12 protein-coding genes and 1 pseudogene are annotated in these 7,736 nt (G+C 51.3%); 5 read left to right on the top strand and 8 right to left on the bottom strand.

What is annotated here, in order from left to right; genetic code table 11:
* Positions 1–182 precede the first annotated feature (182 nt).
* The 3 genes from H6F76_RS04530 to H6F76_RS04525 are packed head-to-tail and all read left to right on the top strand — an operon-like array spanning position 183 to position 1,665.
* Complete coding sequence (locus tag H6F76_RS04530) at positions 183–1,214, top strand: hypothetical protein (protein ID WP_190506320.1); 1,032 nt, start codon at positions 183–185, stop codon at positions 1,212–1,214.
* Between the two features lie 40 nt (positions 1,215–1,254).
* Positions 1,255–1,386, top strand: a complete 132-nt coding sequence (locus H6F76_RS30915; RefSeq protein ID WP_277881188.1) for a hypothetical protein — start codon at positions 1,255–1,257, stop codon at positions 1,384–1,386.
* Positions 1,387–1,665 (top strand): hypothetical protein, encoded by a 279-nt coding sequence (locus H6F76_RS04525; RefSeq protein ID WP_190506318.1) that lies wholly within the window; start codon positions 1,387–1,389, stop codon positions 1,663–1,665. It abuts the gene before it with no gap.
* Positions 1,666–1,698: 33 nt separating this feature from the next.
* Here H6F76_RS04525 and H6F76_RS04520 read toward each other — a convergent pair whose 3' ends face one another.
* The 5 genes from H6F76_RS04520 to H6F76_RS04500 form a co-directional block, all read right to left on the bottom strand.
* On the bottom strand, positions 1,699–1,902 hold the full coding sequence (locus H6F76_RS04520) for a hypothetical protein (protein ID WP_190506316.1): 204 nt from the start codon (positions 1,900–1,902) through the stop codon (positions 1,699–1,701).
* Positions 1,903–2,001: 99 nt separating this feature from the next.
* Positions 2,002–2,475: a cupin domain-containing protein gene (locus H6F76_RS04515; RefSeq protein WP_190506314.1), complete on the bottom strand. Its 474-nt coding sequence runs from the start codon at positions 2,473–2,475 to the stop codon at positions 2,002–2,004.
* Between the two features lie 306 nt (positions 2,476–2,781).
* Complete coding sequence (locus H6F76_RS04510; protein ID WP_190506312.1) at positions 2,782–3,192, bottom strand: hypothetical protein; 411 nt, start codon at positions 3,190–3,192, stop codon at positions 2,782–2,784.
* A 3-nt stretch (positions 3,193–3,195) separates the two neighbouring features.
* Positions 3,196–3,390 carry a hypothetical protein gene (locus H6F76_RS04505; RefSeq protein ID WP_190506309.1) on the bottom strand — a complete coding sequence of 65 codons (195 nt, stop codon included), beginning with the start codon at positions 3,388–3,390 and terminating at the stop codon, positions 3,196–3,198.
* Positions 3,391–3,554: 164 nt separating this feature from the next.
* Entirely contained in the window at positions 3,555–3,734 is a 180-nt protein-coding gene (locus tag H6F76_RS04500; protein WP_190506307.1) for a hypothetical protein, read from the bottom strand.
* Between the two features lie 102 nt (positions 3,735–3,836).
* Between H6F76_RS04500 and H6F76_RS04495 the strand changes: the two genes are divergently transcribed.
* Entirely contained in the window at positions 3,837–4,076 is a 240-nt protein-coding gene (locus H6F76_RS04495) for a hypothetical protein (protein WP_190506306.1), read from the top strand.
* Positions 4,077–5,180: 1,104 nt separating this feature from the next.
* Here the strand turns inward: H6F76_RS04495 and H6F76_RS04490 are convergent.
* Positions 5,181–5,672: pseudogene (locus H6F76_RS04490) on the bottom strand (IS6 family transposase); the annotation flags it as partial.
* Between the two features lie 137 nt (positions 5,673–5,809).
* Here H6F76_RS04490 and H6F76_RS04485 point away from each other — a divergent pair.
* Positions 5,810–6,025 (top strand): hypothetical protein, encoded by a 216-nt coding sequence (locus tag H6F76_RS04485; protein ID WP_190506302.1) that lies wholly within the window; start codon positions 5,810–5,812, stop codon positions 6,023–6,025.
* A gap of 52 nt (positions 6,026–6,077) precedes the next feature.
* Here H6F76_RS04485 and H6F76_RS04480 read toward each other — a convergent pair whose 3' ends face one another.
* Positions 6,078–6,368: a hypothetical protein gene (locus H6F76_RS04480; protein ID WP_190506300.1), complete on the bottom strand. Its 291-nt coding sequence runs from the start codon at positions 6,366–6,368 to the stop codon at positions 6,078–6,080.
* A 159-nt stretch (positions 6,369–6,527) separates the two neighbouring features.
* A partial coding sequence (locus H6F76_RS04475) for a prolyl oligopeptidase family serine peptidase (RefSeq protein ID WP_190506298.1) occupies positions 6,528–7,736 on the bottom strand: 1,209 nt, incomplete at its 5' end.

The following is a 7,736-nucleotide window of genomic DNA, read 5'->3' as shown; positions in this document are numbered from 1 at the left end:
TGCTTGACTTCTACAGTTTGGGAGTAACGGATGTATGGTTTGGGGGTGAGCATGGAGCGATTGATTCTGTGGGAACTGAACTTATACATTTGTAGTTTAAGGCTTTGCTCCTGACTCCTGCACTTCATCCTACTCAGGGAGGAAATGACTCAGAATGTTGCCGTGGGCAAGGAGGGTAGCCGATGAACCTTCCTGCCCCTCAATTCCAGGCAACCCAGGGACCAGACGCGTTTTTGCAGCTCTTTCCACAACGGTTTGATTTCATCTATGCCGAGCATCCTGATCCCAGCGAGCGCCCCGACTGGAAAACCGAAGACAGGCATTCCTTGAGTGATCGAGGGGTTAAGCGATCGCAACCAACCCCTATGGACACACAACCGTTTCAAAACATTGCCGCAGACTTTACCCGTCCGTGGTTTGAACGACGCGGGTGCGAGACCATTGACCGCAATGCTACAGTGGTGCTGGTGAGAGCACCGTTAGACGCCCTCGTGCCGTTTCTGAGCGCCCAAGCAAGCGCCGTACAACAGGACGTTGTGGGCACACAAGTGGAGATCCAGGGCTCGTTTGTCTTCACGTACCAGCTTGAAGGACACGACTGGTCAATCCTGGTAGAGGGTTATGTTCCTGCGTTTGGCGCTCCACCTGTGCTGCAAGCCAGTCACCTAGCAGCACTGTCCCAGCACTTGCAACAACCACTGATCAAACTGCTGGTCAGTGACACGGGGAGTCGTATTGGCTGTGACCTCTTTGAGCAGGGGGTACTGGTGGAGTACTTCAGAGGCACCGAAGGAAACGACACCAGTGACTCGCATGAGTACGGTGTGCAGCCCCAGCGCTATGCGATCACTTCACGCCCCAGTGCCGCAGCGCTTGAAAACCTCAACCACGTCATGCCAGGCATTGATCCTAACTCGCTAGTGTTGGAGCAAACAGCTTACTTCTGGTCAAGCCGTCGCCAAGTCACCGCCAAAACCATGGGCAATATTTGGCAGTTTCCTAATCAACTGTTGCGCGACTACAAGACCTATGACCCTGCCCTAGACGACCGCTATTTCTTGGGTGGCTACAACATACTCCAGCGAGGCGAGCGTTACCGTGTGCAGAACCCAGGTTGTGGCCTGAGACTTCCTCCTGATCAAATGGGACGGAGAGGAACTGTGACGGCTGTACCGCCGTTGGTGAGAGTAGATTACTTCTGTTTTGGGCACTGAGACAAGCAGCTACACAGGTAAGCTTGGTAGACTGTGGTTTATGACTGAAGCCGCTGTGGTCATACTGGAAAGACTGCTACAACAAGTGCCAGCAGCAAGAGTCGCGGTTGTACATATTCTTCGTACAACAACGCCGCTTGAACCGCCGCTGCTAAACCAGCCGGAGACCTAGGTGGTGTGGGCTGCTTTTCAGCGTCAGTATCGAGCGGTAGTTCAAGATCTGACCGCTGCTTGGGGTGTGCCGAGTTTCGAGGGCACTTGGGAAACGGCAGGCTTTCCTACCTGGGCGGCTCTCGGTACTCAACTAGCTTACTGGCAGCGCCGCGGCGCTCTCGCTTATGTTGCTTGTGACCGACCAGAGCCAGAGGTAGAGCTGACTTTAGTACTGGGAGCCAGAGCCAGCCTGGAAGACTATACAGAGGCAGACTGGTTTGCCACGGACTATTGGTAAAGCGTTACGAACCCGAAGCCACGGCTGGCTTGTTTAGGATGCCCATTCATAAGTAAGGCTAACTGGACGATCGCCTGTTCCTCCCTGGACTACTTGCCAACTGGCACAAACGACAAAAGCTCTATGCAGCAGCAGTTTCAGCTTTTTGTCTGTTTGGTTAGTTGCGAAATCAACAACTAACCAACGACGGAAGCGGCATTCTCGCTTGTGTATTAGAGCCACCAGGAACGAAAACATCAGTATTGCAGACTATCACCGCATGGTAATGTCTGCCAGTTCTCGTCCAGCCAGTGATGAGAGAGGCAAAAACTTGCTGCCTCTAATCGTTAGGTGGTGCTATTCATAGGAGCGCCCATCTTTGTGCGTTAAAGCCCATTTACCATGCGGCAATTGTGTTGCTTTGAGATCATCCTTTGGGTATTCGACCTCATCGCCTTCAGCGCGATCACCAACCTCAAGATAGGTGACGGTTTCTTCAGAGCGATTAATCAGTTGATGGGCAATCCCTGTGCCGGCCTTAAAGCCATAGCAGTCACCGGGCTGTAAAATGAATTCTTCTTCGCCTAAGACTAGCGTTGGGCTGCCTTCCAAGACCAGAATAAATTCTTCTTGCTTTGAGTGGCTGTGCGCAAGAGCAGAAACAGCATCGGGTAAGAGATGGGTTAAATTCACTCCAAAATGAGTCAACCCAAAATGCTCACCCAGTTTTCGCTTTTGTCGTCCCTTCACAAGGAGTGCATAAGGTTCTGGATAGATCGTCTTACCGAGCGGTGCTGAAATCAATGCTGCTGCAATGGGGGATTGCTTCACAACTCACCCTTCCTTGTTCATGGCGTAACAAACCCAAGCTTTCTTTATCTTTCCCATCCCGTCAAACCATAACATTTCAGTCACCATGCCCCGGTGCCCTCGATCATTGTACAGTGACTTTTTATTGAGGCTCTTCCCAGCCTTTGGTGAAAAAGGGCGTAGCCGCTGAGCTTGATGACGAAGATGTTAGGTTTCCAAACTGTTGCAGAACCCGGATCACCAAAACTTGGGTCAAGCACTCTTCGTGCCCTTGGATGCCGATTAGCCCTTGACAAGCGATCGCTACACCCTCACTGCTAACAGCGTCTAGATCAAGGTCAATTGCGTGTGCTTGCTGTTGGCTGCAAGCCTAGAGACAGCTTTGCGCTTGGCGTTGGACGCGGCAGGACGGGACAAGGTGTAGTGATACCAGCAGTAGGAAATCACAACAGCCTCTTGCTGCGCCTCACCGTTTTCACTCAAGGCAGCGCCTTCGAGCGCTAATTGTAAAACGGCTCTACAGGGGTAATCGCCTTCATACTGAGTAGCGCTATGGACAGCTACATCTTTAGCACGCCACTGCTTTCCCAGAGCCACCAATTGAGCCACAGTTGTGTCCTGCTGGGCAGCCAAAATATACAAAGTGTTGGCTGGGTAAGGCGCATCATGAGCACTCGGGATGGCTGGGAAAGCACGGTGGCTTGCCATTGCCACCAGTGTCCCAATGACTTCATCCATGCTTCAAGCCTCCTGAGCAGAACCATCGCTGGCTGCCGTGAAGAAAAAGCTGCTCCATAACTGAGGCTGCTGGGCGAGATCTGTGATAATCTCTTGCCCATTGAAGGCATTAAACTGTTGCTGCCAAACCCAAGCTGCGTGAAGGTCTTGAGGGCTAGAGTCTTGGGCAAGCTGCCCGATTTTAGCTATGTCTAGCATGTAATTCCTCGCTTTTTAGCGTTGGTTGTTTAATTTGCATAGCTGTTCGCACTTTAACGAATGCGGATCAACCTCCTGCCACACTAGCCAATGCCCTTTAAATCAGCACAAGCGTTTTCCAGGCGCTGAAGCCAACCGCTGCGTTAGTGCTCGCAAAATGAATGTCACGGTGCTGGAGCAAACCCTGGTTTTATCGATGCTGGTGGCACCGATGGCTTTTCAATGTTTAGCCCATACTGATGGCGAGCGAGCGTGGCTAGATCGCCATCAGCTTCAAGGAAATCGGCTACTTTGCGGGCATACCCAGCTTCAGTGGCTTGTAAAGGAGGCGAGCGCGTACTCACTTAAACATGGGTCAATGAAAACTCTGTGAAGGCTCGGCAGTAGAACTAGCGGTAGCAGTTCTGTGGGGGCATGGTTGAAGAGCACCTGTACCTACTGCCTTCATGAACCGCCGTCTTTGGTCGATCGCTACCGCTGTTGGACTTGCCTCAATGACGCTCACTGCTTTGCATGCCGAGGCTTTACCGCTGGAGTCTGATAGTACTTGTTACATGACCAATTCGTCTGGGCAAGTCATCGACCTGAGACAATCGCTCTGCCGCACTCAGCCTGTCAGCCGTTCGACTCAAACACGTTCCTCCTACAGCCGACCCGCTTCGTCTCGCTCGCACACTTGTGACTGAGCACATTATATTGCGCAATTTGCAAATGACTTGCGCTTTCTTTTAAAGGCTGAAATCCTTATACAGCAGCAACTTCAAGTTTTTTAGAGCTTGCACACCCCCATCAACCCTAAGAGCAAATGAGCTGCGCAGAATTATTCTTTAGAGAATCAAATAATCTTTCAGGCGAAAATTGCCCTTTTTAGGCGCTTTCAAATAAGTTGCGCAGAATTTTAGTCGCTGAAGTCACTACTACGAAAGGGCTCCAGGCTTAGTTAAATCCGCGTCGCAAGTAATCACGCACAAAGTCTGTTGCTTCTGCAAATTTCCCTTCTAAAGCACTTGCAAATGAGTTGCGCAGAATATGCAATCGCTACAACTTCCGAGGAACAGAACTTCCAGTCCTTCGGTGATGTTAAAATGAAATATGGGCAAATGAGTTGCGCAAAATTCATGAATTGCTAAAAGACTTATATTTCGAGTTTTGCGGATACATTTGTTATCAACTTCTGCCTTTGCCCTAACTATTGGCTACAAATTTGAGGGAAAAGGCGAGGTCCATGACAAGTTGCGCTTTGAGGAACAGACGAATCGACTAACCTTGCCAAATTGATTTGTCAATTTGCAGAAGAAATACATTCGCAGCTTGTTTGGCTTAGGAACTGTGAGACTTCTTCCAGAAGTCTCATCGCCAGCTTAGCTTGTCCGCTGCTCCAGTCCTGCATAGCTGATTCTCTTCAATTGGGTGGTGGATGATCACGCCAATCTTGATCAACTCCAATCCGGTGATTATTGGCATTGGTCCACCACCAAGATAATCACGCGGTTGTGGCAATCAATGACGTAGGAGAACTGCTCGGTGATCAGATCGGACCGGCAACTTCAACCGGGGAACAATTGTTGGACTGGGCTAAGACTAGGGAACAAGTTGTGGCGATTGGAGTGGAGGGAATAGGGACTGATAACTACGGTCTCATACCACATCAAAAAATGCCTGCGACAGATAGTGCCTCTACGATAAAGCTAAAGCCAGTCACAGAAGCAACCGTTTCGGTGGTTAAATCAGCAATCAGTTCGCCCACCTTGGTTTGTAGTTGAGTCAGGTTCTGGAGCAGTGCCCATGCTCTGTCTCAGTTCGGTCTCCTTGTCCATTGTCTCATCTCCTTTCAGTGTTGCCCTTGCGACTGGGTCAGCGGCATGCTTGTCCACGTTAATTACTCGGGGAGTCTGAGTGTGCTGAGCCCTGAGCACCTTATGCAAGAAGCGTGCTCCTGCCTTGCCATCCCGCTTCGCACTGAGCATAGAGTCCAGCGTCTTGCCCTCCGCATCGACAGCACGATAGAGATACTTCCACACACCCTTGCTTTTGATAGACGTCTCGTCCACCCTCCACGAAGCGTTCGTCAGTTTCAGATGCCGTCGAATGCGTTGATCGAGTTCCGGGGCATACTTCAACACCCAGCAGTTGAGGGTTGAGTGGTCTACCTCCATCCCGCGTTCCGGCAGCATCGCCTCTAAGTTCCGATCGCTCAGAGAAGAGCAGCAGTACCAGCGGACGTTCAGCAAGATGATTTCAGGCAGAAAGTGCCGCCACTTAAACAGAGAAGCAGTAGACATCGGCGGGCAAGGAAGGAAGTTTGAGCCTGCTTACTTTACCATTGACTATAGTTTTTGCGACACAACCCCTTAAAGCTGGCAATGTGAAATCCGTGTAGGCAGTAGCGACCAGCATGGGAGAGGGCTGAGGTGGAGAGGTGGCGATCGCCGGATTCATTCGCAAAACCCCAACCGCTCCTGTTGTGACGACGATTGACAAAGTCGCTTTAGCAAGCATCGCGGTAGTTCTAGAAAGCGGTCGTTGTGTTGTGTTCGATTCCATCATCTTTATCATTCATTTCCATCAAATTCAAAAGTATGGCAATCCTGTTTCAGTTGTAGGAGTGGGACAGACTTCTAGTCACGGTGAATAGGATGCCTACCCCACAAATTGATTAGGATTGCTGGGGTTTTAGTCAACGTTTTTTAGGGAGTGGAAAAACGCTGACATCGAATCGTCTTAACGTTTCGCACATAGTCCAACTCAGCTTCAAAGTTAGAAGGGCAGGAAACATACACTATGTTTTCAGGTTGGCTAATGATTAAACGGTAGGCGGGTGAAACACCTTCAGAGCCATCGATCACTTCAATTCTGGGAATTGGAAGTGCATAAACCTGAGCCAGAACTGGAAAGCTGAACAGCAAAAATAGGCTGAGCAGAATTGTTACTGAGGCGATGAGCGGAAAGCGTTTGAAGGTGGAGAAAATCTTGTTCATTGGATGTTTCCTCATCAGTTTTTTGAGTGATTGTTTGATGGTTGTTGAGCGGTAGCTTGCCTGTGCAAAGCACGATCGCCAGAACTACTTAAGCGCTAAGACATGAAAAGAATCAATTTTCATACCGCAGGTTGGTCTTCTGTGTTGCTTCATGCCCGTTTATTTCCCAGTCCCGACATTCAACCCCGTCCAGTGAGCCGCAAAAGCCCACATATCCGCCGTTTCCGCGATGATTTTGTCGGTGGGCTTGCCTGCGCCATGCCCCGCGCGTGTCTCAATGCGGGCAAGGTGGGGCTTGGGTCCAATATTTGCTGTTTGGAGTGCGGCGACATATTTGAAGGTGTGTCCTGGCACCACGCGATCGTCTGTGTCGGCAGTGGTGGCAAGGATTGCGGGATATGCCTTGCCGGACTGGATGTTGTGATAGGGCGAATAGTTCAAGAGGTTCCGGAAATCCGCTTCCTGTGCTGGAGACCCCAACTCGTCTACCCATGTTTTTCCGCTCGTGAACTGGTCGAAGCGGAGCATGTCCATGACCCCGACTTGGGGCAGCGCGGCGGCGAACAGATCCGGTCGCTGATTGACCACCGCGCCAACTAGGATTCCGCCATTCGATCCGCCCTGAATCGCCAAACCGCCCTGAGGCGTGATGCCCTGCGCCTTCAGATACTCGCCTGCTGCGATGAAATCATCGAAGACGTTTTGCTTGTTCTGACGACGACCTGCTTCGTGCCATGCCTTGCCATATTCGGAGCCGCCGCGAATATTGGCGATCGCGTACACTCCGCCCTGTTCGACCCACCCTAGCAACGCTGGCGAGAAAGCGGGAACCAGAGGGATTCCAAATCCCCTATAAGCATAGAGCAGGGTCGGTGCCGGACGGGTCACATCCTTGCGTCGGACGAGAAACATTGGGACATGGGTGCCATCCTTTGAATTGTAGAAACGCTGTTCGACTGCGATCTGGCTGAGATCGATCGCCACCTTGGGTTGTGCCCACACCCGCGCCGTGTTGCTGGCGACATCGTATCGATAGATTACCCTCGGAGTGTTGAAGCTGGTGAAGACGAAGAAGGTTTCTGGGCTGTCCTGTTTGCCCTCAAAACCGCCAGCAGTGCCGATACTGGGCAGCTTCACCACACTATCAGCTTTGCCATCCAGCGTATAGCGTCGAACTTCTGTTTTCACGTCAGCCAGATAGGAGATCAGCAACCGTCCAGCAACCAGCGACGCATTGAGCAGAACCGAATCCTGTTCCGGCACCACATCCTTGATCACTGGGTCGGCAACGGCGATGTCCATCGTCACGACCTTGAAGCGCGGCGCGTCCTGGCTAGTCATGAGGAAGAACGTCGTCCCCACATTGCC

The sequence above is a fragment of the Leptolyngbya sp. FACHB-321 genome (genome assembly GCF_014695975.1).
Taxonomy (GTDB): Bacteria; Cyanobacteriota; Cyanobacteriia; order Leptolyngbyales; family Leptolyngbyaceae; genus Stenomitos.
This window is presented reverse-complemented; position numbering and strand designations above follow the sequence as displayed.

Bases quoted from the DNA above. Each gene is read 5' to 3' on its own strand.
- H6F76_RS30915 (WP_277881188.1), top strand. From the start codon at position 1,255: ATGACTGAAGCCGCTGTGGTCATACTGGAAAGACTGCTACAACAAGTG.
- H6F76_RS04505 (WP_190506309.1), bottom strand. From the start codon at position 3,390: ATGCTAGACATAGCTAAAATCGGGCAGCTTGCCCAAGACTCTAGCCCT.
- H6F76_RS04530 (WP_190506320.1), top strand. From the start codon at position 183: ATGAACCTTCCTGCCCCTCAATTCCAGGCAACCCAGGGACCAGACGCG.
- H6F76_RS04480 (WP_190506300.1), bottom strand. From the start codon at position 6,368: ATGAACAAGATTTTCTCCACCTTCAAACGCTTTCCGCTCATCGCCTCA.
- H6F76_RS04520 (WP_190506316.1), bottom strand. From the start codon at position 1,902: ATGTTTTCGTTCCTGGTGGCTCTAATACACAAGCGAGAATGCCGCTTC.
- H6F76_RS04510 (WP_190506312.1), bottom strand. From the start codon at position 3,192: ATGGATGAAGTCATTGGGACACTGGTGGCAATGGCAAGCCACCGTGCT.
- H6F76_RS04495 (WP_190506306.1), top strand. From the start codon at position 3,837: ATGAACCGCCGTCTTTGGTCGATCGCTACCGCTGTTGGACTTGCCTCA.